Source organism: Agrobacterium cavarae, assembly GCF_004310285.1.
Lineage (GTDB): Bacteria > Pseudomonadota > Alphaproteobacteria > Rhizobiales > Rhizobiaceae > Agrobacterium > Agrobacterium cavarae.
Genome location: NZ_SISF01000028.1, coordinates 148763 through 174975, shown reverse-complemented (window position 1 = coordinate 174975; position 26213 = coordinate 148763). Strand labels below are relative to the sequence as shown.

Genomic DNA, 26213 nt, shown 5'->3' with positions numbered 1-26213 from the left:
AACACAAAGACGCCTTGGCGAAATCAAGAACAAAAAAAGAACATTGATTTCGAGGCAGGAGACTCCTAGAGTTCAGGGCATGGCGATTCTGGTTTCCAACGAAGCAGCACGGCGTATTTTCCTGGCGAGACAGGGTCTTTCGGCACCGCCCAACAGGACACTGTCGAAGGATGGATTGCTCGAACTCATTACGACGCTGGGCTTCGTGCAGGTGGATAGCATCGCCACGGTAGAGCGAGCCCATCACCAGATCATCTTTTCCAGAAACCAGACCTACAAGCGGGAGCATCTGACCGCGCTCCTGGAAAAAGACCGAACGCTTTTCGAGCACTGGACGCATGACGCGTCGATCGTTCCGACAGCCTTTTATCCCTATTGGAAACACCGATTCCGTCGCCGCGAGCCGATCATGCAGGAGCGCTGGCGCAAATGGCACGGGGAGGGGTTCGATTCCGCCTTCGAGGAAACCTACCGGCACATTGCCGAAAACGGTGCAGTCATGTCGCGCGACATGAAGGCAGAGGATCATCAATCCGGTGGCTGGTGGAACTGGCATCCGTCCAAGACGGCGCTTGAATATATGTGGCACACTGGCAGGCTTTCGATTGCCCGCCGTGTGAACTTTCAGAAGGTCTACGATCTCTCAGAACGTGTCATTCTGAAGGAGCATTACGATCGGGACGTCAGCCACGAAGGATTCATCGATTGGGCCTGCCGTGAGGCGCTGTCCCGGCTGGGCTTTGCGACATCGGGAGAGATTTCCGCCTTCTTCGATCTGGTAACGCCGAATGAGGCGAAGGACTGGGTGATGTCTCACCGGGACGAACTGGTCGAAGTCTCGCTGACCTCTGCCAATGGCGCCAAGGAGCGCGCATCCTACGCCTTTTCGAGTTTCGCACAGGAGATGGAGGCGGAGGCGTCACTCGAGCCGCCGCAGCGGGTCCGGGTTCTCAGCCCCTTCGATCCGCTGTTGCGCAACCGCGCCCGCACCGAACGCCTTTTCGGTTTCTTCTATCGTATCGAAGTCTTCGTGCCGGAGCCGAAGCGCCAATATGGCTACTATGTCTTCCCGCTTCTCGAAGGCGATCGCATGATCGGACGCATCGACATGAAGGCCGAGCGCAAGAACGGTTCGCTCGACGTCAGAAGGCTGTGGCTGGAAAAGGGCGTGCGACCGTCATCCGGTCGGTTGGAAAAGCTGGATGCCGAATTGAATCGGCTGGCAAAGTTCACCGGGGTGGAGAGTGTGCGGTATCTCGATGGCTGGCTGGCAGGCCCGGACGATCCCGCGCCTGCCAGTTTTGCAAATTAGCAAAGCTCCGTCGAAGCAATCTTGATGCCGAAACCTTCCAGGCCCACGTAGTGCCGTTCGCGCGTGGTCAAGAGCTTGATGGAGCTGATCCCTAGGTCTTTCAGGATCTGCGCGCCAAGACCGATTTCCAGCCATTCTTCTTCGCGAGAACGCGCCTGTTCGTGCGATTCGTCCGCGTCACGCGACTTGCGCCGGCCCTCGACCTTGCCAACGCCGACCGAGCCCTCGCGAAGATAAACGATAACGCCGCGGCCTTCTTCGGCAATCTTCTGCATGTAATGGCGCACCGGCTGCTTGCTGCCGAAAATATCATCCGCCACATTCTCCGGATGCAGGCGGACCGGAATATCGACGCCATCGCGAATATCGCCAAAGATCACCGCCATATGCTGCATCGGATCCCAAGGCAGGGAATAGGTCTGCGCCTTGGCCGGACCGAAAGGCGTGTCGATGGTGACCTGACTTTCCATCTCCACCAGCGTTTCCTTGCGCTGGCGATAGGCGATCAGGTCGGCAACCGAGACCTGCTTGAGACCGTGGGTTTCGGCAAAGCTCGAAACCTGCGGACCGCGCATGACGCTGCCATCGTCATTGACGAGCTCGCAGATGACGCCGATCGGCGGCAGTCCGGCAAGCTTGCAGAGATCGACAGCTGCTTCCGTGTGACCCGAGCGCATCAGCACTCCGCCTTCGCGTGACACCAGCGGGAAGATGTGACCGGGACGGGTGAAGTCCGCCGGGCCGACATTGGGGTTGGCAAGATTGCGCACCGTCAGGGTGCGATCATCTGCCGAGATGCCCGTCGCGGTTCCGTGCTTGAAATCGACGGAGACCGTGAAGGCGGTCGTATGGGCGCTGTCGTTTTCGGAAACCATGGCGTTGAGGTTCAGCCTCTTGGCTTCCTCGCGCGGCATGGGGGCGCAGACGATGCCGGAGGTGTGGCGTACGATGAAGGCCATCTTTTCACCGGTGCAATGCACCGCGGCAACGATGAGATCGCCTTCGTTCTCGCGCCCGTCATCATCCATGACCACAACGATCTCGCCTGCCTCGAAGGCGCGGATCGCTTCAACGACGCGTTTCTGATCGTATGCCATGCTGTTTCTCCTGTTTATTTCAGTCTGCCGGTCTGGCCGCGGTCGCGCAGGTAATGGTCGGCCACAGTGCAGGCGACCATCGCTTCGCCGATCGGAACGGCGCGAATGCCGACGCAGGGGTCGTGACGGCCCTTGGTGCGAACATCGACATTATTGCCATCGGCATCTATGGACTGGCGTTCGGTGAGAATCGAAGAGGTGGGCTTGATGGCAAAGCGTGCAACGATCGGCTGACCTGTCGCAATGCCGCCGAGAATGCCGCCCGCGTGGTTCGACAGGAAGAACGGCTGGCCGTCATTGCCCATGCGCATCTCGTCGGCGTTTTCCTCGCCGCTGAGTTCCGCAGACGCAAAACCTTCGCCGATCTCGACACCCTTGACGGCATTGATCGACATCAGATTGGAGGCGATATCCTGATCGAGCTTGGCGTAGATCGGCGCACCGATGCCTGCAGGAACGCCCTCGGCGACCACTTCTACCACGGCACCGATGGAAGAACCCGCTTTTCGGATCGTATCGAGATAATCTTCCCAGATAGGCACCATGTCAGGATCCGGGCAGAAGAACGGGTTCTCGTTGACCTGTGCCCAATCCCAATTGTCGCGGTTGATCTTGTGCTTGCCGATCTGCACGAGTGCTGCGCGAACGGTCATCCCCGGCACCACCTTGCGGGCAAGGGCGCCGGCTGCCACCCGTGCCGCGGTTTCGCGTGCAGAGGAGCGCCCGCCGCCGCGATAGTCGCGAATGCCGTATTTGAGATCATAGGTGAAATCTGCGTGGCCTGGACGGTAGCGCTTGGCGATCTCGCCGTAATCCTTGGAACGCTGGTCGGTGTTTTCGATCAGCATGGAAACCGGCGTGCCGGTGGTGGTCATGGTCTCGCCGTCCTCATCCAGCATCACGCCGGAAAGGACCTTGACGATGTCATCTTCGCGTCTTTGCGTGACGAAGCGGCTCTGGCCAGGCTTGCGCTTGTCCATCCAGGCTTGCACTTCCGCGAGCGTGAAGCGAATGCCGGGAGGGCAGCCATCCACCACACAGCCCAGCGCCGGACCATGGCTTTCGCCCCAGGTTGAAACGCGGAAAAGGTGACCGAACGTGTTATGCGACATGACAATAAAACCAGACCAGGCAGCGTTTCCTATAGAGAGACGCGAAATTTACAAAAATGCGCGGTCATCTCCTTAGTGGAAAATACCTGGAAGGCAAAAGCCTTTCTTTGATCGGAATAGGGCCGCCTGCATCAGGACACGCGACGCAGTTCCTGTTGCATGGCATAGGCTGAAAATTCTTGAGCCGGTAGGGGCGCCGCGAAGGCATAGCCTTGCAGGATATCGCAACCCATGTCTTTCAGCATAGCGGCATGTTCCATCGTTTCCACGCCTTCAGCCACGGTCTCGACACCAAGCGAGCGGGCGATGTCGATAATGGAACGGACCAGCGCCCGTTCCTGTGGCGAACCGAGGATTGGCATGACCAGCTGACGGTCGATCTTGAGGCGCTTCGGCTTGAGGCGCAGCAGGCTGATGAGCGAGGTATGTCCTGTGCCGAAATCATCGATCTCGATGTCGATGCCGAGCTCTTTGACCTGGTCGAGATTTTGAACCACCTGCTCGTCGCTATCGTCGAGAAAGATGGATTCGACCAGTTCGAAGACGACTTCGCCGGGCATGATGTAAAGTTGGTGGAGACTTTCGAGCAACTGCGCGTCGTGCAGCCGACGGATTGAAACGTTGACCGAGACACGCGGGATTTCCAACCCCTTCAGGCTCCATAGCCGTCTGTCTTGAAGGGCGCTCTGCAACGTCAGGCGGTCGAGCGCCTGAACGACGTCCAGCTCTTCTGCAATACCCAGGAACTTGTCCGGCGTCAGCAGGCCGCGTGTGGGGTGACGCCAGCGGACCAGCGCTTCCATGCCGGCGATCTCGCCGGTTCTGGCGCAGAGTTGCGGTTGGTACCAGGTTTCGAATTCACCCTTTTCCAGCCCCGCCAGGATTTCGTCGGCAGTGCGCTTGTGATTGACGATCTCGGCTTGAAGATTTTGCGTGAAGAACTCGTAGCGGTTCCGGCCCATGGCTTTGGCGCGGTAGAGTGCGAGGTCGGCGTTGATGAGGATCTTGCGCGCATCATTGTCTTGGGCGTCGCCAAAGGCGATGCCGATCGAGACGCCGCATCGACATGTGAACCCTTGAAAATCGAAGGGATGCTGAAAAGCCGCGATGATGTTCGAGGCTATGGATGTGACGATGTACTTGTCCGTCACCTGAGAGATGAGGATGACGAACTCGTCACCGCCAATACGGGCGATGACGCCGGCATCGCCGACATTGAGGCGAAGGAGTTCGGCTGCCCTGGCAAGTGTTGCGTCGCCTGCTGCATGCCCCAGCGTGTCATTGATCTGTTTGAAGCGGTCGAGATCGAGGTGGAGGATGGCAAAACGTGCCCTGCCAGCCGCGACAGGTGAGGACGTCAGATAGTCCAACTCCAGATCCAGCTTTCGCCGGTTTGGGAGCCCGGTCAGTGGATCGTGCAGCGCGTTGTGCTCGATGTGTGACTTCGCCTCGATCAGCTCCGCATTGCGTGCCTCAGCCTCTTCCTTTGCGGCCTTCAGCTCGTCGGCTAGGCGCACATCTGCGGTGATGTCGAAAGCAATGCCGATGACCTTGCGAAGTCCATCCCGGTCAATATGGATGCTGCCCACGGAGCGAACGTAGCGCACCTCTTCGTCTTGAAGCAGCACGCGCTGAATGCTGGAGAAGGGTTCGTTGTTGGCCGCGCATCGGTCGGCGTCCGCAGATGCCTTCTCCCGGTCATCTGGATGAAGACAGTTCAGCCACGTCGCTCGATCCGTATAGCCGGTTGTATAGTCCAGCCCATAGAGCTGGTGCATACGGCGGTCCCAATAGGAATGGTCGGTCGAGAGATTGGCTTCCCATATGCCGCAATTATAGGATTGAAGTGCGAAGTCGAGCCGCCGCGACAGTTCCATGAGATCGTGCTCACGGGAAGACAGTTCCTGAAGCGCAAGCTCGAGTTCGGCATTCTTCACGTGACTGCTATAGACGGAGTTTTTTAGTGTCTCCGCCACCTGCATATCCGAGGTCACATCCCAGATGATCCCGCTCGTGTGCCGCGCGCCATCCGCAGTGCTGTAGTTTGAGCCTGCCGCTCGCAGATAGCGTAGTTCGCCAGAGCGCAATTGGACGCGGTAGACTTCGGAGTGGGTCTCCTCTCCCTGAGTGCAGTGGGTCAGAAAGTCCGTGATCTTTATTCGGTCTTCCGGAACGACCGCTTCCAGCCATCGTGATAGAGAAAATTCGTTCTCCGTCGTTGGATACCCATGCAGTCCCGCGGCCCGCCCATCAAGGTAGCATGCGTCGTCACCATTCAGTTCCCAAAGGCCAATATTGGACGAATCCATCGCGAGCTTGAAGCGTTGGGAGAGTTCGAGAAGCTTGCTCTCGCGAATGTGGATCATTGTCAGATTGTGGTTTCGCTCGGCAACCAGAAGCAGAATGATCGTCAGAGGCAACGCAATCCAGAAGGATGCCGGGTCGATAAAGTAGATCAGCGCAAGCGATACTCCCGCTGAAGCTCCGAACAGCATCTTTTTCCGTGTGCTCTTCTCGCGGACACTACGCGAAAATGTCGATGCTGATGCCACGTCGGAGAGTCCTCAGTCCATGCCTGGAAAACAATTCTTGCGGAAAACTCTAAAAGATAATCTAAAACAAATAGTATAGCAGACCGCGCGCGCCGGTTTTCACGGCGCCAGATACAAAAAAAGTCTAAGCGCTTGATATTGGTTAAAATCCATTCACCAATTATACCGAAATTGACATTGTTACGGGCAAATTCCGCCACATTCGGGAGAGAAATCTTGTCGCATGCAAAACTCGTAAAGAGCCTGAAGGAGGCTAGAACCATGCGCTTGATGATTGCCGCACTTTTAGCCACTGCAAATCTGTTTGCCCCTCTGAACAGCTTTGCCCAGAGCGTCGACGTCGAGTCGACCATCAGCAAGGTTGACGTGAAGGGCCTGAACATCACACTTGCCGACGGCAAGAATTACAAGGTGCCGGAAGAGTTCAATTTCGAAGGCCTGCAGCCCGGCGTGAAGGTTCTGGTGTTCTACACCGAAGTCGACGGCAAGCGCGTCGTGGACGATCTCGAGGTCGTGCAGTAAGCTTGTGTCGCGTTCAGACCGTTGCTTTGGCTAGGCTATTAAACCAAGCACGGTTTACTTCGGCATTTCCAGCTATCGCAAGCATTGGGCACGCAGATCCGACATCAATTTTGGCGCGTCGGTCAATTCGAAACCCGTCCTGTATTCCACTCGCGCTCCGGATGTGGAGAGGCTTGCCCAATCGGCGCCTGACGTGAGCGCGGCAAGGAGCTTCGGCTCCTTGGCAAGATGGAATGGCCCAAGCAAAACTGTGCAGCGCTTTGCGATAACGAATGCGACAGAAGAAGGACCTAAAGCGTAAGGAGCGAATCTGAAAGATCGCAATGCGCTTTAGACGGTCTCCCTGACATCGACCCATTCGGCCAGATTCTTGTCGGTCTCGACCTTTAAGATCTTGTCTTGCGGAATGGGAATCTCGGCCGCTTCGTCCTTGTCCATGCCGGAGACCAGCCGGAACATGCTGCGGATCACGCCGCCATGGCAAACACAGATGGTCTTGCGCTCGACGGACGAAAGCCAGGCGCCGATGCGCCAGGACAGGATTTCGTAGCTTTCGGCGTTCTGGCCCGGCGGAATAAAGTCCCACTTTGCGGCTTTCCGGGCCCTGACGCGGTCGGGAAAGGAAAGCTTGAGCTCGGGCAGCGTGTAGCCTTCCCAATCACCGAATGACACTTCAACGAGGCGTTCGTCGGTGCGGTAGGCTGTGGGATCGAGGCCAATGGCACCGCGCAGAAGCTCCATCGTTTCACGCGTGCGGCCCAAGGGACTTGCCACGTAATCGAAGTCTGGGGCTGTCGGGCCTAGGATGGCGGAGAGAGTTTTGCCGTTGCCGACGGCCTGGGAGCGGCCGAAGTCGTTGAGCGGAATGTCCTTTTGGCCCTGAAGCCTTCTGATCGCGTTCCAGTCTGTCTGTCCGTGGCGGATAACATAGACCAGCACTGCACACCCCTGCTTTTTTAATTCTGTCCTTTAAAGACGTGACGGCGCCGCACGTCAAAAATGAGGCGGCGCCAGTCGTTATTGCTGAACAATGTTAGTCTTTTACGACGGAGATATCGGGCGCGTCTACAGCCTTCATGCCGATCGCGTGATAGCCCGAATCCACATGATGCACTTCGCCGGTCACGCCGGTGGAGAGATCAGACAGCAGGTACAGCGCGGACTTGCCGACTTCCTCGATGGAAACGGTGCGCTTCAGCGGTGCGTTATACTCGTTCCACTTCAAGATATAGCGGAAATCGCCGATACCGGCGGCGGCAAGCGTCTTGATCGGGCCGGCGGAGACTGCGTTGACGCGAATACCGCGGTTGCCGAGATCGACCGCCAGATAGCGCACGCTGGCCTCGAGCGCTGCCTTGGCAACGCCCATGACGTTGTAGTTCGGCATGACTTTCTCGGCGCCGTAATAGGTCAGCGTCACCATCGAGCCACCGTCATTCATGATCGGCTCGGCGCGCTTTGCAACGGCCGCCAAAGAATAGACGGAGATGTCCATGGTGCGGTTGAAGTTGTCGCGGCTCGTGTCGAGATAGCGACCCGTCAATTCGTCCTTGTCGGAAAAGGCGATGGCGTGCACGACGAAGTCGATCTTGCCCCAATGCGCTTCGAGATTCGAGAAAACGGTATCCAACGTCTCAAGATCGGTCACATCGCAATGGCCAGCCATGAAGGCGCCAAGTTCCTGGGCGAGAGGCTCAACGCGCTTCTTCAATGCGTCACCCTGCCAGGTGAAGGCAAGTTCGGCACCCGCATCGGCACAGGCCTTGGCAATGCCCCAGGCAATCGAACGATTGTTTGCGACGCCCATGATGAGACCGCGCTTGCCAGCCATCAGGCCGGATGTCTGAGCCATGTAATGCTCCCTCATATTCCAAAATGATCCTGCCTATGGCATAGGCAGAACCACTGTTCAAGAAGGCCTCAGATCATCTCATGTAAGGGATCGTAACAAAGGGTGCGTTGTTCACCGCTTTCACGGAGTGGTCACAGGTAAAGGCCTTCGCGCATGTGGCGCATCAGGTCTGTTACTTTAGCATCCGGTGTTTCAAGCAGCACGATCCGCAGCTCGACGACAAGATCGCCGAAGGTGCCATCGTCCTTTTGCAAGCCTTTTCCAGGCACATGAATAGCCTTATCCGAACCAGACCAGGCCGGTACCGAGAGCTGCTGTTCTCCGCGAGGCGATTGAACCTTGGCCTCGCAACCGAGCACTGCATCGGCCAGTGCAATCGGTAGGCTCGTGTGGATATCGTAGCCCTTCACGGTGAACGCGTCGTCGCGTGCGGTCAAAACGGTGACGACGAGATCGCCACGTGGTGCGTCCGGCAGCTTGAGGCCCTGACCCTTCAGCCGAACCACATGTCCATCCGTAGCTCCGACCGGCAGTTGAAAGCGCACATCGCGCTCGTCTGGCATGCGAAGCGTCACCTGCTTCTGAGCGATAATATCGCTCACGGTTACGATCGCTTCCGCTGTCATGTCGGGGGCTTTCTCCACGACCGGTGGAGCCGGTTTGAAGCGCCGGATAAGTGCATTGAAAAAGCCGAGCGCAACAGAGTTTCCGGCTTCCGCCGTCTCCTGAGCGGATGCGTCTTCGGCAGATCCAGCCACACCGCCCTTGCCCGAGTCCGCGCCGCCCTTCACCTTGGCTTCCGCGCCGAAAATACGCTCCAGCATATCCTCGGGCGTTTCCGGCTTGGTGCTTCCGCTCGTGGTGGTGGCCGAAGGACCTTCTTCGCTTTCGGCGGTCGCTTTCTCGTTGCACGCCTGCGCCCGAGCCAATTCTTCCATCAGCTTCTCGGCGGCCTTTGCACGTTCGGCAGCCTGGCGGGCGGCCTCACGTGCGGCTTCCCGCTTCTGCATGATGGTTTGTTCTCGCTGCTTGCCGTCCGAGGCCCGGCGCGCCTGGTCATAGAGACCGCGCTTCTTCGGGTCCTTCAACAGATCATAGGCCTGACCGATCTCGGTGAAGCGCGCGTTGGCATCCGGGTCATCGCGATTGTGATCGGGATGAACGGTCTTCGCCTTGGAACGCCAGGCGGCCTTTATCTCGTCCGAATCGGCATCGCGCTTGACGCCGAGAATAGAATAGGGATCACGCATCCGAACCACCAGTTACGCCCGAAACTGCAGCCGCCTGTTGAAGCGACCTGAAACAGAGGAAACTCGAGACCTGAACGTGCCAACCTTCGAAAATGTTGCACGATCAGTGTCTTGAACTGGATGGGACTGTGGCAAGAAGTTGCTAACCAGACCTTTACACACGCATGACTGAGCGTGTCGCGGGTCTCATCTCGCAGAATAAGGTAAATGCTTTACTTCTGATCGAAGCGGGTCATCAGCCATTCGCCTGTCTCAGAAAGGCAGGCTTGCCCGGTATAGCTCGCCACGCCCTCGAAGGAATGGCGCGTGGTATTGAAGTTGCGGCAGACGAAGCCCGTCGTTCTGTCTTCGCGGATGGCTGTCACGACACCTGCACTGCCGGTCGCTGCATTCGCCCAGGGAACGGGGGATTCGGCAACCTTCACCAGATCGGCAGATGTCACGGCATTGCGAATGGTGGCATCATCGGAGAGCGCCGGCTGGTTCGGCTGGTTCGGCACGGAAGCCGTTGAGAGCGAGCGGTCGACTTTTTCGCCGCCGAAAAGATCAAGGCTGACACAGCCAGTCAGTGCAACGGCCAGAAAGCCGGCGGCAAAAACATTGACGACCGATGACAGGAAGCTCTTTGTGCGACTGTTCGACTTTGCTATGACGATCACCATCTCTTACCCAGAACTCATCTCTGGTACGCAAATCAGCTTTGGAGCATTTTATTCAATATGTCGGAATCGGGGTTAACATCTAGTGACTTCACGGAAGAAAATGAACCATTTGCGCTTTTCGCTGAATGGTTGCGTGATGCAACCGCGTCCGAGATAAACGATCCGAATGCGGTGGCGCTTGCTTCTGTGGATGGGGACGGAATGCCGAGCGTGCGTATGGTGCTGCTGAAGGCGGCAGACGAGCGCGGCTTCGTGATCTACACGAATTTTGAGAGCCGCAAGGGGCGCGAGCTTCTTGGACAACAGAAAGCCGGCTTGTGCTTCCACTGGAAAAGCCTGCGCCGACAGGTTCGTGTTCGTGGGCTGGTAGAGGTGGTGTCGGACGAAGAGGCGGATGAATATTATGCTTCGCGCCCGCGCGGCAGCCGCATCGGTGCCTGGGCTTCCAAGCAGTCCCGACCTCTGGAAAGCCGATTTGCGCTTGAAAAGGCGGTGGCGGAATACACCGCCAAATATGCGCTGGGTGAAATCCCGCGTCCGCCATACTGGTCTGGCTTCCGCATCAACCCGCTGACCATCGAGTTCTGGCACGACCGGAAATTCCGCCTCCACGACCGGGTGGAATTCCGGCGTGAATCCACCGACGCCCCATGGACGAAGGTCCGCATGTACCCCTAAAGCGCCGTGCGTCCTGTTGGACGCACAAAGGACGCTTTACCGTTTTGAACCGATGCATCTTGCTTTCCGAAATCGAGTCCGATTTCGGGCCGATGCTGTAAGCGGAATGGCCGTCGACAGTGGCGGGCGAATCGTGGTCAGTGTCTCGTGAACGAAGAGGGAACGGGATGCTGGCTGACCTGATGCAAAAATTCGAAAAGGCTTCCGCGTCCTATGCTGCGTCAAACAGTATCGAGCGTGATCCTGACTGGTTCATGCTGAAGCTGCAGGAAGAGGTCGGCGAGGTGACGCAAGCGTGGAACCGCTTGACGGCGCGCGGTCGGGCGAGGGGCAAAACGCCAGAGGAAATGAAGCAAGACCTTTCCGACGAGGTCGCAGACCTGCTCGGCCATGTCCTTCTGCTTGCCCATCACAACCAGCTGGATCTCATCGGTTCGATCGAACGCAAATGGCGCTTCGATCCAGCTGCTATCGACTAGCCGAGCGTCCTTTCATCACGAAGCAGGGCAGCGACCTCCGATAGACCGGAGCAGATCGCAATGCACGTCTCCCGCATACGCTCGGTCGCAGGCGCGACATCCGGCACCATCACCGTCATCATCCCGGCGGAGGAGGCGGATTGAACGCCGTGATAGGAATCTTCCAGCGCCAAGCATTCCGCAGGATCGACGCCAAGACGTTGGGCTGCGGTTAGATAGGGCATGGGGGAGGGCTTCGGCTCGGTATAATCCTCGCGCGCCACGATGTGATCGAAGCGAGCGAGAAGATTATGGGGTCCAAGATGTCGATTGACGGATTCGTGCCGGGATGAGGTGGCGATGGCGCGCGGAAGCTTAAGATCGTCCAGCAGGTCGAGCATCGTCACGACACCCGCCTTGAGTTCGACACCGCCGGCCATGCTGACGGCCAGATGACGCAGCCACGCGTCGCGAAACGCATCCATTGGAAAATCAGCGCCATGTTCGGCAATGATCGTGCCGCTGATGACATCCCAAGGACTTCCGCAGACACGCTGGTATAGTTCGACCGGCAAATCGTGCCCGCCATCCTGTGAGGCGGCCAGGAAGGAATCGCGATAAAGCGTCTCGGTGTCGATCAGAACGCCGTCCATATCGAAGACGATTGCTTTGAGCATGCGAGGTAGTGTCATGTCCATCCCTTACCCGAACCGAAAGACGCGTTCGCCGAGGCTCTCGAATGGGCGAATGAGATAGCCATCCGGATCGGGGACGACGAACTGCCGGTTACCGACCTCAGTCTCCCCTTTGCGGTACCATTTCTCTTCGAGCGGGAGAAAGAGAGGCACGCGCGCAAGCTCCAGCCTGTCGAGGATGGGTTGAAGGGATGGAACGGCGAGTTGCAGGTTCATGCCCCGTCCGAAGGGAAAGTGGATTGGCGCATTCTCTTGCTCGAAGATGCGTCCGGCGCCGATCTGGTCGATCATCAACTGGGCGTCGCCAAGCGCAAGATAGGTGAAACCTTCTTCCGGTCGCTCATAGACGACATGAAAGCCGATCAGGTCACAATAAAATGTCCGGCTCTTGTGCCAGTCCGTGACGGCCAGTTCGGGAACGAGTGCATTGGAAACGAAGGTCATCTTTTCCTGATCGGGGGAGAGGGCGCTTAGGGCGCGGATGCGGGGGACGTGTCGGTATTCAGCGTCTCGCGAATGAAGTCGGACTTGGCGCGGGTATAGGCATCGCAGTCGTTCTTATATTTCTCGGCGAGAGCCATCTTAAGCGTCGCATAGTGATTGGCAATGGAGGGGTTCTGGCGAAGGATATCACGGAAACGCAATCTGTTCTGATGGGTGAGGCTATTGGGCGGGCAAAGATAAACGCGCAGACCCGGCAACGGATCCCGAAGCATAAAGGCAAACACTCCGTCACCATGGCGAGACCCGCGCGGCTCGAGGCCAGCGGCTTGCATGCGCGCCCTGCCGTCTTCCATCTGCGTGGAATGTTTCAGGACAACGTCCATATCAATATAGGGCTTGGCGGCGAGGCCGGGAACGGCCGTGCTGCCGACATGCTCGATCCCTTCAGCAATGTCGCCCAATAAGGCCTCAAGACGGTCGCGTGTCTCGAAATAGAGGCGCGGCCAGTCAGCATTATAGGGAACGATCTTGACGAACGTCCCCATCTGCGAACCTCAGGCCTTGGTACCGCCGACCGTGATCTGGTCCATGCGTAGATGCGGCTGGCCGACGCCAACCGGCACCCACTGGCCAGCCTTGCCGCAATTGCCGATGCCGGTGTCTAGCTTCATGTCGTTGCCGATCATGGTCACACGCTTCATCGCATCCGGTCCGTTGCCGATCAGCATGGCGCCCTTGACAGGTGCGCCGATCTTGCCGTTCTCGATGAGATACGCCTCCGTGCAGCCAAAGACGAATTTGCCCGAAGTGATGTCCACCTGACCACCGCCGAAGGAGACGGCGTAGATGCCCTTCTTGACCGACGCGATGATCTCGTCCGGAGTCTTGTCGCCACCCAGCATGTAGGTGTTGGTCATGCGCGGCATGGGAACGTGGGAATAGCCCTGGCGACGTCCATTGCCCGTCGCTGTCATTCCCATCAGCCGGGCGTTTTGACGATCCTGCATATAGCCGACAAGCTTGCCGTTTTCGATCAGCACATTATAGCCGGACGGCGTGCCCTCGTCGTCCACCGTCAGAGAGCCGCGACGGTTGTCGATGGTTCCATCATCGACCACCGTGACGCCGGGTGCTGCGACCATTTCACCAAGCAGGCCTGCGAAGGCCGATGTCTTCTTGCGGTTGAAATCACCCTCGAGACCATGCCCGACCGCTTCGTGCAGCATGACGCCGGGCCAGCCGGAGCCGAGCACGACATCCATCGTGCCGGCAGGCGCGTCGATTGCCGTCAGATTGACCAGCGCCTGACGCAGCGCTTCGTCGGCGCCCCGCTGCCAGTTCTCGGTTGTAATGAAATCACCGAAGCCGACGCGTCCGCCAATACCGTAGGAACCGGTCTCCTGGCGATCGCCTTCACCGGTGACCACGGAGATATTGATGCGCGTCATGGGGCGAACGTCACTGACGCGGTGCCCATCGGCGCGCAGGATATCGACGATCTGCCAGCTTGCTGCAATCGATGCCGTGACCTGACGAACCTTTGGATCTTTGTCGCGCAGATAGGTGTCGATCTCGGTCAGAAGCTTGACCTTTTCCTCGAAGGAGGGCGAGCCGATGGGGTTTTCGTCGCCATAGAGCTTCTTGTTGGTGCGCTGGGGTGCTGCCGCATAGGAGCCGGAGTAGCCCTTGGTGACCGCACCGACCGCATCGGCTGCGCGTTGCAGCGCGGCGGTCGAAAGTTCGCCCGCATGGGCGTAACCGACCGTCTCGCCGACAACGGCGCGAAGGCCAAAACCCTGATCGGTATTGAAACTGCCGCCTTTCAGGCGGCCATTGTCGAAGGTGAGCGACTCCGCCTGAGCATGTTCGACGAAGAGTTCGCCGTCATCGGCGCCTGCAAGCGCGTCCGCGACGCGGCTCCGCAAGGTCCCCTCATCGCAATCGAAAAGCGTCAGAAGGTCTTGGGTCATCGCGTACTCCAGGCGTCAGCATCCATCATCTATTCATGTGAGATTTAGGTGCTGGAATGTGGCGGCGCAAGCCGCCTCACGGGTCTGTTTGGGAATTGTCGATCGGGCGAGCGCTTCTGTCCGCCAGCCACAGCATACGTCAAGGAAGCGCGTCATAGCCTTCAGCAAAGCCGCTGAGTTCGATCGGAATGCCGACGCGATCCTGGTCGACCGATTCACGCAATGCGAAAACCGCGTGCTTTCCCGCACGCAGAACCTTCATCAGCTCGTCGTCGATGTCGACTTCCACATAGCAGCCCTCGGAAAAGCAGCGGGTGAAATAGGCACGGCCGATATTGTTATTGTCGATGTAGAGTTCCATTCCATCCTTCAGCAGCACGCCAAGCGGTGCGAGGATGCGAAGGATGCGGGATTTGCGGTCGGCAGTCTTCAGCACGACGACGGAAAGGCCGACTTCCGGGCGGTCGTCGGCAATGACGTTCTGCATCAATGCGCATTGCTCTTCGGACGCGCCCGCGGGCTTGTCGCAGATCACCGACCATGAGCCGTGCGTGGACTTCGGCGTACCAGGCGGCTGCTGGGCGACGCTCGCGCCGGACGCGAGAAGAGAGAAACCGGCGGCGACAAGAGCGGCGCGCGCAATCGGGGGCAGACGCATGGATACCTCTGGAATTCGAATCAGTGCGGCTATTTTGACGTCCGGTGCTGGAAATGAAAGAGCCGGGTCTCTCATTTCCAAGTGAGTACGGCCAAAATAGGACCTGCGGAGGCTTAAATCCAACAGGGCCTCAGGAATGATGAGTGCCGTTTTCGGTTTATCGATATGCGTGAGTGGGAAAAATTAGGGGGAAGAAAAATGCCACTCTGCAAAAGCTGGGCGATATTGCGGCGGCGGGCAAACTATGATTTGAGTCTAATACTATAAGCATGGATTCTGTGCCTGGGATTGATCATGACCGGGTGCGTGAGGGAGAGGTACCGTGATTACTAGGATTAACGCAGCGTTTGCGGGCATGATCTGTCTGCTCTCGGCTGTCGGCGCCCGCGCTGACCAGCCGAAGGATTGGCAGATGGGATTGCAGGAGGCCGCAACGCCAATCATGCACGAAATTCGGTGGTTTGAACAATATACCCTGTGGTTTATCGTTCCCGTCACGCTTTTCGTTCTCGTCCTGCTCATTCTCGTTGTTGCGAAGTTCAGGGCATCCAAAAATCCGGTACCGTCCAAGACCAGCCACAATACGGCGATCGAAATCATCTGGACCCTGGCTCCAGTTCTCATTCTTCTTTTCCTGGCATTCCCGTCCTTCAACCTGCTCAACGCGCAGCTGACGCAGCCGGAAAATCCTGATCTGACATTGAAGGCAACCGCCACCCAATGGCAGTGGAACTATGAATACCAGGCGGCGGAAGGCTCCGAGCCTCTGGCCTTCGATAGCTACTTGTTGAAGGATGCCGACCGCGCTGCTGCCGGCAAGGAAAACCGCGCGATCTATCCGCGCCTTCTCGCCGTTGATAATGAAATGGTCGTTCCGGTGAACAAGACGGTTCGTCTTCTCGTCACCGCTGCGCCGACGGATGTCATTCATGCGTTTGCGATGCCGGCCTTCGGCGTCAAGATCGATGCCGTTCCTGGCCGTCTGAACGAAACCTGGTTCAAGACGGAGAAAGAAGGACTTTACTACGGTCAGTGTTCCGAGCTTTGCGGCAAGGATCACGCCTTCATGCCGATTGCCATACGGGTGGTTTCCGAAGAGCAATATAAAACCTGGGCTGCTGCCGCTGCGTCTGACTTGAGCGGTGCCAACCGGGCGCTGATGGCTTCTGTGGATGGCGCAAGCGCCCTTCGCGTCGCTGCAAATGAAACCAACTAAGGCAAGGGGTGAGGACAATGGCTGGACATTCCGCACACGACGACCATCACTCTCATGATCGTGCCGCCCATGGCGCGCATGGCGACGATCACGCGCATCACGATCATACGCCGAGCTTTGCGCAGCGCTGGTTCTTCTCGACCAACCACAAAGATATCGGCACGCTCTATCTGATCTTCGCAATCATCGCTGGCATCATCGGCGGCGGCCTTTCGGTCGTCATGCGCATGGAGCTGCAGGAACCGGGCATCCAGATTTTCCACGGCCTGGCAACCATGGTCTATGGCTTCGAAGGTGACGCAGCCATCGACGGCGGCAAGCACATGTACAATGTGTTCACCACCGCGCATGCGCTCATCATGATCTTCTTCATGGTCATGCCCGCCATGATCGGTGGTTTTGCCAACTGGATGGTGCCGATCATGATCGGCGCGCCGGACATGGCTTTCCCGCGCTTGAACAACATCTCTTTCTGGCTGCTCGTGCCCGCCTTCATTCTGCTCCTTCTTTCGCTCTTCGTCGAAGGTCCGGCAGGTGCCTATGGTGTGGGTGGCGGCTGGACCATGTATCCACCGCTATCAACGAGCGGTATGCCGGGGCCGGCGGTCGATCTTGCGATCTTCGCGCTCCACGTTGCCGGTGCATCCTCGATCCTCGGTGCGATCAACTTCATCACCACGATCCTCAACATGCGCGCGCCCGGCATGACGCTGCACAAGATGCCGCTGTTTGCCTGGTCCGTGCTCGTTACCGCCTTCCTTCTGCTTCTGTCGCTCCCGGTTCTGGCAGGTGGCATCACCATGCTTCTGACGGACCGCAATTTCGGCACCACCTTCTTCTCTCCTGACGGCGGCGGTGATCCGATCCTCTACCAGCACCTGTTCTGGTTCTTCGGCCACCCGGAAGTGTACATTCTGATCCTGCCCGGCTTCGGCATCATCAGCCACATCGTATCGACCTTCTCGCTGAAGCCGATCTTCGGTTACCTCGGCATGGCCTACGCCATGGTCGCAATCGGTGCCGTCGGCTTCATCGTGTGGGCACACCATATGTATACCGTCGGCCTATCGCTTGAAGCGCAGCGCTACTTCGTCTTTGCAACCATGGTGATCGCGGTGCCGACCGGCATCAAGATCTTCTCCTGGATCGCAACGATGTGGGGCGGCTCGCTGACCTTTACGACACCGATGATTTGGGCAATCGGCTTCATCTTCCTCTTCACGGTGGGTGGTGTTACCGGCGTTCAGCTCGCCAATGCCGGTCTCGACCGTTCGCTGCATGACACCTACTACGTCGTGGCGCACTTCCACTACGTGTTGTCGCTCGGTGCCGTCTTCGCGATCTTCGCTGGCTGGTACTACTGGTTCCCGAAGATCACGGGCTACATGTACAACCAGAAAATCGGCAATCTGCACTTCTGGGTCATGTTCGTCGGCGTCAACCTGATCTTCTTCCCGCAGCACTTCTTGGGTCTGGCCGGCATGCCGCGTCGCTATATCGACTATCCGGATGCCTATGCGGGCTGGAACCTGGTCTCGTCCTACGGCTCCTACATCTCGGCGGTTGCCGTCCTGATCTTCCTCTTCGGCGTCTGGGAAGCCTTCGCCAAGAAGCGTATCGCTGGCGACAATCCCTGGGGTCCAGGTGCCACCACGCTGGAATGGCAGCTGTCGTCTCCTCCGCCTTACCACCAGTGGGAGCAGCTTCCGCGCATCCGCTGAGGCATTTTGTCCGAGCGTTTTGTCCGGCGTAACATGATAGATGTCAGTTTTACGCCGGGCGAAATGAGAAATGGCGCCGCATTGCAATGGGGCGCCTTTCGGGAAAGCAGGAAATAATGACCGTTATTGACAATCGCGACACGCTGACAATCGACTCCGCCTCGCTTTCGGAAGCCGGCGCGCGCGATTACTTCGAGCTCTTGAAACCTCGGGTCATGTCGCTCGTGGTTTTCACGGCCTTTGCCGGACTTATTCTCGCCCCTGGTCAAATCAATCCGATCCTCGGCTTGATTGCGATCCTCTGCATCGCGGTCGGCGCAGGCGCGTCTGGCGCGTTGAATATGTGGTACGATGCCGATATCGATGCGGTCATGTCCCGCACGGCCAAGCGCCCCATTCCATCCGGTCGGATTGCCCCGGGTGAGGCACTTGCCTTCGGACTGACGCTCTCGGTCTTCTCGGTTGCTATTCTGGGTCTCGCGGTCAACTGGTTTGCTGCCGGTCTTCTGGCCTTCACCATCTTCTTCTATGCCGTCGTCTATACGATGTGGCTCAAGCGCTCGACGCCGCAGAACATCGTGATCGGTGGTGCTGCTGGCGCTTTCCCGCCCATGCTCGGCTGGGCTTGCGTCACGGGTAACGTGTCCCTCGACAGTACCATCCTGTTTCTGATCATCTTCCTGTGGACGCCCGCGCATTTCTGGGCCTTGGCGCTGTTCAAGATGCGCGACTACGGCTCCGTCGGCATCCCGATGATGCCGAATGTCGCTGGTGAACGCTCGACCAAGAACCAGATGATTGCCTATTCCGTCCTGACCATGGCCGTTGCCGTGGCGCCCTACTTCTCGGGTCTCGCCGGATTGGGCTATGGAATTTTTGCTGCCGTACTGAGCGTCATCTTCGTCTACTGTTCCATCACCGTTCGGCGCATGCCGGATGGCGATGAGAAGATGATGCCGGCAAAGAAGATGTTCGCTTACTCGGTATTCTACCTGTTTGCGATTTTCTCCGCGCTTCTGGCCGATCATCTCGTGCCGTCCTTTGTCACGATGTTTGGGGGTGCGGCATGATCGAGACCGTAAAGCTCAACGAAGCGCAGAAGAGGTCGAGGCGCGGGAGAAATATCGCGTTAGGCCTCACGCTCGCGGCCCTGGTTGTGCTCTTCTACATCATCACCATCATCAAGATCGGTGGTCACTAGACCGGACGACGCTCGGGAGGGGGGAAATGACAACAGCTCAAAAGACGATGGGAAGCAGAAAGACGAGCAACGGCTCGATCCTTGTGCTGTGTCTCGTCTTCGTCTGCGGCATGGTCGGCATGGCCTATGCCTCTGTGCCTCTCTATCGGCTGTTCTGCCAGGTTACCGGCTATAACGGCACCACCCAGCGCGTCGAGCAATATTCCGATGTCATCCTCGACAAGACGATGAAGGTGACGTTCGATTCCAATACCTCCAACGGTCTGAACTGGGACTTCCGATCGGTGAACAAGATGGTCGAGCCTCGGATTGGCGAGACGATCCAGGTGACCTTCAAGGCAACCAACCGTTCTCCCGTGGCAACGACGGGGACAGCCGTCTTCAACGTGACGCCGATGGAAGCCGGCGCCTATTTCAACAAGGTGCAGTGTTTCTGCTTCACCGAAACGACGCTTCAGCCGGGTGAGACGCTGGAAATGCCGGTGGTTTTCTTCATCGATCCGGAAATCGTCAAGGCTCGGGAAACGAAGAACATTCATACACTGACCTTGTCCTATACATTTTACCCATCGAAAACGGAAAAACCGGTTGCGTCCTTGCCTGCAAAGACGGAACGTGACGAAACGAGACTTTGAGAGAGGGAGGCGTGGTTGCAAGACCGCGCCAGGGAATGAACCGGTCGCCTGATATCAGGTCAGCGAGACGGGTTCGCGAAATTGGGAAGAGCCTTCGGGGATTGATCACATGGCCGATACGCATCAGAAGAACCACGACTACCATATCATAAGCCCGAGCCCATGGCCGCTTCTGGCATCGATCGGCGCTTTCGTGCTGACCTTTGGCGGCATCTGTTACATGCGCTACCTGAATGGCAGTTCCTTCAAGCTGTTCGGCTTCGAACTTGCCAATCCCTGGATGTTCTATATCGGCCTCGTGATCGTTCTTTACACCATGTATGCGTGGTGGGCGGATACGATCAAGGAAGGCGATGAGGGACACCATACGCCGGTCGTCTCGCTGCATCTGCGCTACGGCATGATCATGTTTATCGCCTCGGAAGTCATGTTCTTCGTGGCATGGTTCTGGGCGTACTTCGATGCAAGCCTCTATCCGCATGAAGCCATCCAGGCAGCGCGTCTTGCCTATACGGGCGGTCAGTGGCCGCCGAAGGGCATCGAGGTGATCGATCCGTGGCATCTGCCGCTCTACAACACCATCATCCTGCTGTTGTCGGGAACTTGTGTTACCTGGGCGCACCATGCTCTGCTGCACAATGACCGCAAGGGCATGATTACCGGCCTGGCTCTGACCGTTGCGCTTGGCGTGCTTTTCTCTGCCGTACAGTTTTACGAATATGTCCACGCTCCGTTCGATTTCAAGAATTCGATCTACGGCGCGACATTCTTCATGTCCACGGGCTTCCACGGCTTCCACGTCTTCGTTGGAACGATCTTCCTGCTGGTCTGCCTGTTCCGTGCCATCGCCGGCGGGTTCACGCCGAAGCATCACTTCGGCTTCGAAGCAGCGGCCTGGTACTGGCACTTCGTTGACGTTGTCTGGCTTTTCCTCTTCTTCGCCATCTACATCTGGGGCGGCTGGGGCGCGCCACTGGCGGAGACTGGCCACTGACGAGGCTTGTAAGGGGCGGTGCATTGTGCCGCCCTACGCGTGATGGCGAAGGGCAAGTGTCGCTTCATCTAGCGGCGAAATGAGCGCGGCAGGTTGCCGCGCTTCTTGTATCCAGGGATGGAGGAGCTAGGATGCACGATACTGGAGAGTTCCCTCCCGTCGATCCTATCAAGGTCGGACTGCAAGGCTGCTGCCCCCGCTGTGGGCGCGGAAGACTGTTCGATGGATTTATCAAGCTGAAACCAAGTTGCAGCGCCTGCGGGCTGGATTACGCTTTTGCAGACGCTGGCGACGGTCCGGCCGTCTTCGTCATGCTGATCGTCGGTTTTCTGATCATCGGCCTTGCACTCTGGTTCGATTCCGTTTTCGCGCCGCCCGTCTGGCTTCATGCCTTGATCTGGCTTCCCTTGACGGTGATCGTTTCACTGCTTCTGCTGCGCAAGTTCAAGGGTATCATGGTGGCACTGCAATATCGCAACAATGCCAGTGAAGGTAAAATCGACCATGGGTGACCCCGCCGGTCTCAAGCCATCTCACCGGCGCTTATGGTTTGCCGGTCCGCTGGTGCTTCTGTTGCTGATTATTCTCCTGTCTCTCGGTACATGGCAGGTGAAGCGCCTCTACTGGAAGGAAGCCCTGCTGAGTGAAATTGACCTCCGGGTCCATTCCGCTCCTGTTGAACTGAGCGAAATCCAGGCGATCGCCTCGTCGGGTGGTAACATCGAATATCGCACCGTTCGGCTTTCTGGCGTTTTCGATCACGCCAAGGAGCGGCACTTCTTCGCCACGCATCAGGGGCAGACGGGTTATTATGTCTATACGCCGCTGACGCTGGATGGTGGTCGGGCGATCTTCATCAATCGTGGCTTCGTACCTTACGACATGAAGGATCCAGCCAAGCGTGAGCAGGGGCAGATCGCTGGTCGCGTCACGATCGAGGGGCTGGCGCGCGCGCAGCTTGCGGCCAAGCCATCCATGATGCTGCCCGACAACGACCTTGCCAAGAATATCTTCTACTGGAAAGATATTCACGCCATGGCGAAGAGTGCCGGCGTTGCTGCTGAAAAGCTCGTGCCTTTTTTCATTGATGCCAATGACGCACCCAATCCGGGCGGTTGGCCCAAGGGCGGCGTGACGCTGATCGACCTGCCCAATAATCACCTGCAATATGCGATTACATGGTACGGTCTCGCAGCCGCCCTTGTCTTCGTGGCCGGTTTTGCCTATGTGCGGAGCATGAAAGGCCCGAAGGAGTAGGGCAGCCTCGCTTGCACGGCTTGCTGCTGGCGGGCGACAATCATCGGGCAACGCTTGCGGTGTCTATGAAATGCGGGAGGCGAAAGGAGCAGGAATGAACATGGTCGTGTCCAAGCCGCCTCTCACCATCAGGCTCTGTGGCCCGCGCGGTTTCTGCGCCGGTGTCGACCGTGCGATCCAGATCGTGGTCCTGGCGCTGAAAGCCTATGGCGCTCCGGTCTATGTGCGCCACGAGATCGTCCATAACCGTTATGTGGTTGAGGGGCTGGAAGCCAAGGGCGCGATCTTCGTCGAGGAACTCAACGAAATCCCTGCCGAACATCGCCAGCAGCCTGTGGTGTTCTCCGCCCATGGCGTGCCGAAATCCGTGCCGGAAGACGCTCAGGCGCGCAACCTTTTCTATCTCGATGCCACATGTCCGCTTGTCTCCAAAGTCCACAAGCAGGCCATGCGCCACCAGCGACTTGGTCGCCATGTCATCCTCATCGGCCACGCCGGCCATCCGGAAGTCATCGGCACCATGGGGCAATTGCCCGAGGGCACCGTATCGCTGATCGAAACGGTGGAAGATGCAGCGCTTTATCAGCCGCTCGATGCTGAAAACCTCGGATTCGTGACGCAGACGACGCTCTCCGTCGATGATACGGCAGGCGTCATCGCCAAGCTGCAGGAACGGTTCCCGGCCATGCAGGCGCCAGCGGCCGACAGCATCTGCTATGCGACCACCAACCGCCAGGATGCCGTGAAGCAGGCAGCCCCCGGCTGTGACCTCTTCATCGTCGTCGGCGCCCCGAACTCGTCCAATTCGAAGCGTCTCGTGGAAGTGGCCTTGCGTGCCGGCGCTCAGCGCTCCGTGCTGGTGCAGCGTGCTGCAGAAATCGACTGGAGCGAAATCGGCGACGTGCGCACCGTGGGCCTATCGGCAGGTGCATCCGCGCCGGAAGTCATCGTCGATGAGATCATCCAGGCCTTTAAGGAACGCTTCGACACGACGCTTGATCTCGCCGTAACGGTAGAAGAGACCGAGCATTTTCTGGTGAATCGCGAGCTTCGCAATATTGAACTCACCACCGAAGACATGGCATTCGTCAACGGCAGTGCGAGCGACGCGCTTCCTGCGAAAGCCGCGCTGAACGGCTGATCCTTTTTCATCCTCTTGTAAGAGAATTCCATTGGCAGTTTACACGGACATCACTGAAGATGAGCTGAGACAGTTTCTTAGCCAATATGACGTCGGCGAATTGACCTCGTATAAGGGCATTGCCGAGGGTGTCGAAAACTCCAATTTCCTGCTGCACACGACGAAAGACCCGCTGATCCTGACGCTTTACGAGAAGCGCGTGGAGAAGTCTGATCTGCCCTTCTTTTTGGGACTGATGCAGCATTTGGCCGACAAGGGGCTGTCCTGCCCGCTGCCCCTGCCGCGAAAAGACGGTGAGCTACTGGGCGAGTTGTCCGGCCGGCCGGCAGCGCTGATTTCGTTTTTGGAGGGCATGTGGCTTAGAAAGCCTGAGGCTAAGCATTGCTGGGAAGTCGGCAAGGCGCTGGCGGCCATGCACGTGGCAGGCGAAGGATTCGACATCAAGCGGCCGAACGCTCTTTCGCTCGAGGGCTGGAAGGTGTTGTGGGAGAAGTCCGAAGGCCGCGCCGACGAAGTCGAAAGCGGTCTGAAGGACGAGATCGATCCGGAAATCGCTTTCCTCGCCGCCCATTGGCCGAAGGATCTGCCATCCGGCGTCATCCATGCCGATCTCTTTCAGGACAATGTCTTCTTCCTGGGTGATGAGCTTTCCGGCCTTATCGACTTCTATTTCGCCTGCAACGATCTTCTCGCCTATGACGTCTCGATCTGCCTCAACGCCTGGTGCTTCGAGAAGGATGGCTCCTATAACGTCACCAAGGGCAAGGCGCTGCTTGCAGGCTATCAATCAGTACGCCCGATGAGTGAAGCCGAGCTGGAGGCCATGCCGATTCTGGCGCGTGGCTCCGCACTGCGCTTCTTCCTGACGCGCCTCTATGACTGGTTGACGACGCCGGCTGGCGCTCTGGTGGTCAAAAAGGATCCGCTTGAATATCTGCGCAAGCTGCGCTTTCACCGCTCCATCGGCCATGTGGCCGAATATGGTCTGGTGGAAGAATGAAGCATGTCGATATCTTCACCGATGGCGCCTGTTCGGGCAATCCCGGACCGGGCGGCTGGGGTGCCGTACTTCGCTATGGCGAGGTGGAAAAGGAACTGAACGGCGGCGAGGCAGACACCACCAACAATCGCATGGAGCTGATGGCGGCCATCGAGGCGCTCAATGCGCTGAAGGCCCCGTGCGAGGTCGATCTTTACACCGATAGCGCTTACGTCAAGGATGGCATCACCAAGTGGATTTTCGGCTGGAAGAAAAAGGGCTGGAAGACCGCCGACAATAAACCGGTCAAAAACGTCGAACTCTGGCAGGCGCTGGAGACGGCGCGCGAGCGACACAAGGTCACGCTGCACTGGGTCAAGGGTCATGCCGGACATCCGGAAAACGAGCGCGCCGACGAACTGGCGCGAAAAGGCATGGAACCGTTCAAACGGCGGTCATGAAGCGATGGTGTAGTCTCGAACCGAGCTGCACAGTCGAAGAGGAGAGACACTTGACGATACTTCACTGCGTATTCCTGCGGTTTAAATCCGCAGCCACCACGTCCGACAAGCAGGCGATCTATGAGGCAATCGTGGCGCTCAAGGACGTCATTCCCGGCATTTCCGACATCAAGTGCGGCCAGAACGTATCGTCGGAAGGCTTGAATGGTGGGTTCCTGGATGGCTTCATCGTCACCTTTGAGAGCACCGAAGCGCGCGACGACTATCTCGTGCATCCGGAACACGTCGAGGTTGGCGAACGCCTGGCTGGCCTGACCGATGGCGGCCTGGCCGGTATCCTCGTTTTCGACATGGCTGTCTGACCACACGTAGCCGAGTTTCCGGCATCGATGATGAATGGCCCTCGTCACCCGGCTTGGGGTAACGAGGGCCATTCAGTTTCAAATCAACTGGACTTGTTGATGGCGTCGGCGATCTTGTCGACGTTATAGCGGAACATCTTCTCATATGTTGGTGCAGGGCCATTCGCCTTGGAGAGGGACTCGACATAGAGTTCACCGCCGGGGGCAGCGCCCGTTGCCTTGGCCACCTGCTTGACCAGTCTCGGGTCATTCGAGTTTTCGAAGAAATAGGTTTTGACGTGCTCCGCCTTGATCTGCTCGATCAGCTTTGCCACGTCGCCGGCAGAGGCTTCCGTTTCCGTCGAAACGCCGAGCGGCGAGAGAAACGTGACGTTATACTCACGGCCGAAATAACCGAAGGCATCGTGGCTTGTGAGGATCTTACGGCGATCCTGTGGGATGGGATCGAACTTCTGGTGCGCGTAACGATCCAATTCATCGAGCTTCTGAAGATAGGCGGCAGCATTTGCCTTGAAATCATCCTTGTCGGCGGGGTCGGCCGCGGCAAGCGTCGTCTCGATATTCTTTACCCATACCTTGACGTTGACCGGGCTGTTCCAGACATGCGGATCGGTCACCGTCTTGCCGTCCTCATCCATCTCGCGCGTCTTGATGCCCTGGGACACATCGACAGGTGTTCCCTTGTAGCCCGACGCGGAAATCAGCCGGTCCATCCATCCTTCCAGACCAAGCCCGCTGACAAAGACGACATCTGCGGCATTCAGGCTTTTCGCATTCGCAGGCGACGGTTCGAATTCATGAGGGTCGCCATCCGGCTTGACCAGGCTGGTAACGGTCACATGCTTGCCGCCCACCTGCTTCACCACATCGGCAAGCACGGTGAAGGAGGCGACGGCTTTCACCTCTCCCGCCAAAGCGGCGGTGGAAAAGGCCATGGCGATGGGAAGTGCGGTAGAAAGAAGGAAGAGGCGTGGTGACATTGGC

The 26213-nt window shown here is 58.0% G+C and carries 29 protein-coding genes; 16 read left to right on the top strand and 13 right to left on the bottom strand.

The genetic code is table 11. The annotated features are described in order from the left end of the window. Positions 1–79 precede the first annotated feature (79 nt). Complete coding sequence (locus EYC79_RS09700) at positions 80–1312, top strand: winged helix-turn-helix domain-containing protein (protein ID WP_130977827.1); 1233 nt, start codon at positions 80–82, stop codon at positions 1310–1312. Here EYC79_RS09700 and ribB read toward each other — a convergent pair. The 3 genes from ribB to EYC79_RS09685 all read right to left on the bottom strand — a co-directional run bounded on the left by ribB (position 1309) and on the right by EYC79_RS09685 (position 6016). After that, positions 1309–2409, bottom strand: a complete 1101-nt coding sequence (gene ribB / locus EYC79_RS09695; RefSeq protein ID WP_130977826.1) for a 3,4-dihydroxy-2-butanone-4-phosphate synthase — start codon at positions 2407–2409, stop codon at positions 1309–1311. The two genes, EYC79_RS09700 and ribB, sit on opposite strands and share 4 nt — an antisense overlap. A gap of 14 nt (positions 2410–2423) precedes the next feature. Next, on the bottom strand, positions 2424–3521 hold the full coding sequence (aroC, locus tag EYC79_RS09690) for a chorismate synthase (RefSeq protein ID WP_113266136.1): 1098 nt from the start codon (positions 3519–3521) through the stop codon (positions 2424–2426). A 131-nt stretch (positions 3522–3652) separates the two neighbouring features. After that, entirely contained in the window at positions 3653–6016 is a 2364-nt protein-coding gene (locus tag EYC79_RS09685) for an EAL domain-containing protein (RefSeq protein ID WP_062438433.1), read from the bottom strand. Positions 6017–6334: 318 nt separating this feature from the next. Here EYC79_RS09685 and EYC79_RS09680 point away from each other — a divergent pair, with 318 nt between their 5' ends. Further along, positions 6335–6595, top strand: coding sequence for a DUF1344 domain-containing protein (locus EYC79_RS09680; RefSeq protein WP_062425904.1), 261 nt, complete (start codon positions 6335–6337; stop codon positions 6593–6595). A gap of 330 nt (positions 6596–6925) precedes the next feature. Here the strand turns inward: EYC79_RS09680 and EYC79_RS09675 are convergent, their stop codons facing one another. The 4 genes from EYC79_RS09675 to EYC79_RS09660 all read right to left on the bottom strand — a co-directional run bounded on the left by EYC79_RS09675 (position 6926) and on the right by EYC79_RS09660 (position 10359). After that, positions 6926–7534 (bottom strand): histidine phosphatase family protein, encoded by a 609-nt coding sequence (locus EYC79_RS09675; protein WP_130977825.1) that lies wholly within the window; start codon positions 7532–7534, stop codon positions 6926–6928. Positions 7535–7628: 94 nt separating this feature from the next. Further along, positions 7629–8447, bottom strand: a complete 819-nt coding sequence (gene fabI, locus EYC79_RS09670) for an enoyl-ACP reductase FabI (protein ID WP_062425901.1) — start codon at positions 8445–8447, stop codon at positions 7629–7631. Positions 8448–8578: 131 nt separating this feature from the next. Further along, positions 8579–9697 carry a DnaJ C-terminal domain-containing protein gene (locus tag EYC79_RS09665; RefSeq protein WP_130977824.1) on the bottom strand — a complete coding sequence of 373 codons (1119 nt, stop codon included), beginning with the start codon at positions 9695–9697 and terminating at the stop codon, positions 8579–8581. 212 nt (positions 9698–9909) lie between these two features. Then, positions 9910–10359, bottom strand: coding sequence for an RT0821/Lpp0805 family surface protein (locus EYC79_RS09660; protein ID WP_113266133.1), 450 nt, complete (start codon positions 10357–10359; stop codon positions 9910–9912). 57 nt (positions 10360–10416) lie between these two features. Between EYC79_RS09660 and pdxH the strand changes: the two genes are divergently transcribed. Together pdxH and EYC79_RS09650 are read left to right on the top strand one after the other, a co-directional pair. After that, a complete protein-coding gene (pdxH, locus tag EYC79_RS09655) occupies positions 10417–11037 on the top strand; it encodes a pyridoxamine 5'-phosphate oxidase (RefSeq protein WP_130977823.1) in 621 nt (206 codons plus the stop codon). Between the two features lie 167 nt (positions 11038–11204). Next, positions 11205–11516 (top strand): MazG nucleotide pyrophosphohydrolase domain-containing protein, encoded by a 312-nt coding sequence (locus EYC79_RS09650; protein WP_130977822.1) that lies wholly within the window; start codon positions 11205–11207, stop codon positions 11514–11516. Here the strand turns inward: EYC79_RS09650 and EYC79_RS09645 are convergent. The 5 genes from EYC79_RS09645 to EYC79_RS09625 all read right to left on the bottom strand — a co-directional run bounded on the left by EYC79_RS09645 (position 11513) and on the right by EYC79_RS09625 (position 15262). Next, positions 11513–12187 (bottom strand): HAD family hydrolase, encoded by a 675-nt coding sequence (locus EYC79_RS09645; protein WP_165457000.1) that lies wholly within the window; start codon positions 12185–12187, stop codon positions 11513–11515. The genes EYC79_RS09650 and EYC79_RS09645 overlap by 4 nt on opposite strands. Before the next feature lie 9 nt (positions 12188–12196). Further along, a complete protein-coding gene (locus tag EYC79_RS09640; RefSeq protein ID WP_130977821.1) occupies positions 12197–12634 on the bottom strand; it encodes a bleomycin resistance protein in 438 nt (145 codons plus the stop codon). Between the two features lie 26 nt (positions 12635–12660). Further along, positions 12661–13179: a GrpB family protein gene (locus EYC79_RS09635; RefSeq protein WP_130977820.1), complete on the bottom strand. Its 519-nt coding sequence runs from the start codon at positions 13177–13179 to the stop codon at positions 12661–12663. A gap of 9 nt (positions 13180–13188) precedes the next feature. Beyond that, positions 13189–14604 carry a metalloprotease TldD gene (gene tldD / locus EYC79_RS09630; protein WP_062599450.1) on the bottom strand — a complete coding sequence of 472 codons (1416 nt, stop codon included), beginning with the start codon at positions 14602–14604 and terminating at the stop codon, positions 13189–13191. A gap of 139 nt (positions 14605–14743) precedes the next feature. Then, positions 14744–15262: an invasion associated locus B family protein gene (locus EYC79_RS09625; protein WP_062425894.1), complete on the bottom strand. Its 519-nt coding sequence runs from the start codon at positions 15260–15262 to the stop codon at positions 14744–14746. 355 nt (positions 15263–15617) lie between these two features. Here EYC79_RS09625 and coxB point away from each other — a divergent pair, with 355 nt between their 5' ends. From coxB to EYC79_RS09565, 12 genes are all read left to right on the top strand, one after another. Beyond that, complete coding sequence (gene coxB / locus EYC79_RS09620) at positions 15618–16478, top strand: cytochrome c oxidase subunit II (protein ID WP_062425893.1); 861 nt, start codon at positions 15618–15620, stop codon at positions 16476–16478. 17 nt (positions 16479–16495) lie between these two features. Next, positions 16496–18199, top strand: coding sequence for a cytochrome c oxidase subunit I (ctaD, locus tag EYC79_RS09615; RefSeq protein ID WP_062599451.1), 1704 nt, complete (start codon positions 16496–16498; stop codon positions 18197–18199). 116 nt (positions 18200–18315) lie between these two features. Then, the gene (locus EYC79_RS09610; RefSeq protein ID WP_130977819.1) at positions 18316–19269 is read left to right on the top strand and encodes a heme o synthase; all 954 of its coding nucleotides are present in this window, start codon (positions 18316–18318) and stop codon (positions 19267–19269) included. Continuing rightward, a complete protein-coding gene (locus tag EYC79_RS23910; RefSeq protein ID WP_153311095.1) occupies positions 19266–19400 on the top strand; it encodes a hypothetical protein in 135 nt (44 codons plus the stop codon). The genes EYC79_RS09610 and EYC79_RS23910 overlap by 4 nt, the downstream gene beginning before the upstream one ends. Before the next feature lie 26 nt (positions 19401–19426). Further along, on the top strand, positions 19427–20035 hold the full coding sequence (locus EYC79_RS09600; RefSeq protein ID WP_130977818.1) for a cytochrome c oxidase assembly protein: 609 nt from the start codon (positions 19427–19429) through the stop codon (positions 20033–20035). A gap of 109 nt (positions 20036–20144) precedes the next feature. Further along, positions 20145–21029 (top strand): cytochrome c oxidase subunit 3, encoded by an 885-nt coding sequence (locus EYC79_RS09595; protein ID WP_062425889.1) that lies wholly within the window; start codon positions 20145–20147, stop codon positions 21027–21029. Positions 21030–21160: 131 nt separating this feature from the next. Continuing rightward, complete coding sequence (locus EYC79_RS09590) at positions 21161–21541, top strand: DUF983 domain-containing protein (protein ID WP_130977817.1); 381 nt, start codon at positions 21161–21163, stop codon at positions 21539–21541. After that, entirely contained in the window at positions 21510–22286 is a 777-nt protein-coding gene (locus EYC79_RS09585; RefSeq protein WP_165456999.1) for an SURF1 family protein, read from the top strand. The genes EYC79_RS09590 and EYC79_RS09585 overlap by 32 nt, the downstream gene beginning before the upstream one ends. Before the next feature lie 94 nt (positions 22287–22380). Continuing rightward, positions 22381–23427: a 4-hydroxy-3-methylbut-2-enyl diphosphate reductase gene (gene ispH, locus EYC79_RS09580; RefSeq protein ID WP_130977815.1), complete on the top strand. Its 1047-nt coding sequence runs from the start codon at positions 22381–22383 to the stop codon at positions 23425–23427. A 31-nt stretch (positions 23428–23458) separates the two neighbouring features. Beyond that, the gene (locus EYC79_RS09575; protein WP_130977814.1) at positions 23459–24427 is read left to right on the top strand and encodes a homoserine kinase; all 969 of its coding nucleotides are present in this window, start codon (positions 23459–23461) and stop codon (positions 24425–24427) included. Continuing rightward, positions 24424–24867, top strand: a complete 444-nt coding sequence (gene rnhA, locus EYC79_RS09570) for a ribonuclease HI (RefSeq protein ID WP_062425884.1) — start codon at positions 24424–24426, stop codon at positions 24865–24867. Before EYC79_RS09575 ends, rnhA begins: the two co-directional genes overlap by 4 nt. 56 nt (positions 24868–24923) lie before the next feature. Next, positions 24924–25229 carry a Dabb family protein gene (locus EYC79_RS09565; protein ID WP_245495243.1) on the top strand — a complete coding sequence of 102 codons (306 nt, stop codon included), beginning with the start codon at positions 24924–24926 and terminating at the stop codon, positions 25227–25229. Positions 25230–25312: 83 nt separating this feature from the next. Here EYC79_RS09565 and EYC79_RS09560 read toward each other — a convergent pair whose 3' ends face one another. Next, on the bottom strand, positions 25313–26209 hold the full coding sequence (locus EYC79_RS09560; RefSeq protein ID WP_111847574.1) for a metal ABC transporter substrate-binding protein: 897 nt from the start codon (positions 26207–26209) through the stop codon (positions 25313–25315). Positions 26210–26213 lie beyond the last annotated feature (4 nt).

What these genes read in the sequence shown, in the direction of transcription:
- EYC79_RS09625 (WP_062425894.1), bottom strand. Translation starts at nt 15,262, where the DNA reads ATGCGTCTGCCCCCGATTGCGCGCGCCGCTCTTGTCGCCGCCGGTTTC.
- EYC79_RS23910 (WP_153311095.1), top strand. Translation starts at nt 19,266, where the DNA reads ATGATCGAGACCGTAAAGCTCAACGAAGCGCAGAAGAGGTCGAGGCGC.
- EYC79_RS09685 (WP_062438433.1), bottom strand. Translation starts at nt 6,016, where the DNA reads ATGCTGTTCGGAGCTTCAGCGGGAGTATCGCTTGCGCTGATCTACTTT.
- EYC79_RS09635 (WP_130977820.1), bottom strand. Translation starts at nt 13,179, where the DNA reads ATGGGGACGTTCGTCAAGATCGTTCCCTATAATGCTGACTGGCCGCGC.
- EYC79_RS09660 (WP_113266133.1), bottom strand. Translation starts at nt 10,359, where the DNA reads ATGGTGATCGTCATAGCAAAGTCGAACAGTCGCACAAAGAGCTTCCTG.
- EYC79_RS09640 (WP_130977821.1), bottom strand. Translation starts at nt 12,634, where the DNA reads ATGACCTTCGTTTCCAATGCACTCGTTCCCGAACTGGCCGTCACGGAC.
- ispH (WP_130977815.1), top strand. Translation starts at nt 22,381, where the DNA reads ATGAACATGGTCGTGTCCAAGCCGCCTCTCACCATCAGGCTCTGTGGC.
- fabI (WP_062425901.1), bottom strand. Translation starts at nt 8,447, where the DNA reads ATGGCTCAGACATCCGGCCTGATGGCTGGCAAGCGCGGTCTCATCATG.
- coxB (WP_062425893.1), top strand. Translation starts at nt 15,618, where the DNA reads ATGATCTGTCTGCTCTCGGCTGTCGGCGCCCGCGCTGACCAGCCGAAG.
- pdxH (WP_130977823.1), top strand. Translation starts at nt 10,417, where the DNA reads ATGTCGGAATCGGGGTTAACATCTAGTGACTTCACGGAAGAAAATGAA.
- EYC79_RS09585 (WP_165456999.1), top strand. Translation starts at nt 21,510, where the DNA reads ATGCCAGTGAAGGTAAAATCGACCATGGGTGACCCCGCCGGTCTCAAG.
- EYC79_RS09680 (WP_062425904.1), top strand. Translation starts at nt 6,335, where the DNA reads ATGCGCTTGATGATTGCCGCACTTTTAGCCACTGCAAATCTGTTTGCC.
- EYC79_RS09610 (WP_130977819.1), top strand. Translation starts at nt 18,316, where the DNA reads ATGACCGTTATTGACAATCGCGACACGCTGACAATCGACTCCGCCTCG.
- EYC79_RS09590 (WP_130977817.1), top strand. Translation starts at nt 21,161, where the DNA reads ATGCACGATACTGGAGAGTTCCCTCCCGTCGATCCTATCAAGGTCGGA.
- EYC79_RS09665 (WP_130977824.1), bottom strand. Translation starts at nt 9,697, where the DNA reads ATGCGTGATCCCTATTCTATTCTCGGCGTCAAGCGCGATGCCGATTCG.
- ribB (WP_130977826.1), bottom strand. Translation starts at nt 2,409, where the DNA reads ATGGCATACGATCAGAAACGCGTCGTTGAAGCGATCCGCGCCTTCGAG.
- ctaD (WP_062599451.1), top strand. Translation starts at nt 16,496, where the DNA reads ATGGCTGGACATTCCGCACACGACGACCATCACTCTCATGATCGTGCC.
- EYC79_RS09595 (WP_062425889.1), top strand. Translation starts at nt 20,145, where the DNA reads ATGGCCGATACGCATCAGAAGAACCACGACTACCATATCATAAGCCCG.
- EYC79_RS09700 (WP_130977827.1), top strand. Translation starts at nt 80, where the DNA reads ATGGCGATTCTGGTTTCCAACGAAGCAGCACGGCGTATTTTCCTGGCG.
- rnhA (WP_062425884.1), top strand. Translation starts at nt 24,424, where the DNA reads ATGAAGCATGTCGATATCTTCACCGATGGCGCCTGTTCGGGCAATCCC.
- EYC79_RS09600 (WP_130977818.1), top strand. Translation starts at nt 19,427, where the DNA reads ATGACAACAGCTCAAAAGACGATGGGAAGCAGAAAGACGAGCAACGGC.
- EYC79_RS09645 (WP_165457000.1), bottom strand. Translation starts at nt 12,187, where the DNA reads ATGACACTACCTCGCATGCTCAAAGCAATCGTCTTCGATATGGACGGC.
- EYC79_RS09560 (WP_111847574.1), bottom strand. Translation starts at nt 26,209, where the DNA reads ATGTCACCACGCCTCTTCCTTCTTTCTACCGCACTTCCCATCGCCATG.
- EYC79_RS09650 (WP_130977822.1), top strand. Translation starts at nt 11,205, where the DNA reads ATGCTGGCTGACCTGATGCAAAAATTCGAAAAGGCTTCCGCGTCCTAT.
- tldD (WP_062599450.1), bottom strand. Translation starts at nt 14,604, where the DNA reads ATGACCCAAGACCTTCTGACGCTTTTCGATTGCGATGAGGGGACCTTG.
- aroC (WP_113266136.1), bottom strand. Translation starts at nt 3,521, where the DNA reads ATGTCGCATAACACGTTCGGTCACCTTTTCCGCGTTTCAACCTGGGGC.